The sequence below is a fragment of the Gilvimarinus sp. 1_MG-2023 genome, from assembly GCF_030548285.1.
Window position 1 is genome coordinate 1 of the sequence record NZ_JAUOSC010001588.1, and the last position, 241, is coordinate 241.

1 protein-coding gene is annotated in these 241 nt (G+C 52.7%); it reads right to left on the minus strand.

Features of this window, described 5'->3' with window-relative positions:
* Window positions 1-241, minus strand: a 241-nt coding sequence (locus Q4563_RS22155; protein ID WP_303606074.1) for a DEAD/DEAH box helicase, incomplete at both ends; no start/stop codon positions are given.

Consider the following 241-nt stretch of genomic DNA (forward strand, 5'->3'; position numbering starts at 1 on the left):
GATTCAACCTTGATGATCTCTGGCGACTGCTGGTATTGAGCGCTCAGTTTCTGGATGTTGTTCGGGTAGGTGGCGGAGAACAACAACGTCTGGCGGTCTTCCGGAGTGTGGCCAATGATGTGCTGGATATCGTCGCTGAATCCCATATCTAACATGCGATCGGCTTCGTCCAGTACCAGAGTGTGTACCTGACTGATGTCCAGTGTGTTTTTGCGCAGGTGATCTTTCAGGCGTCCCGGTG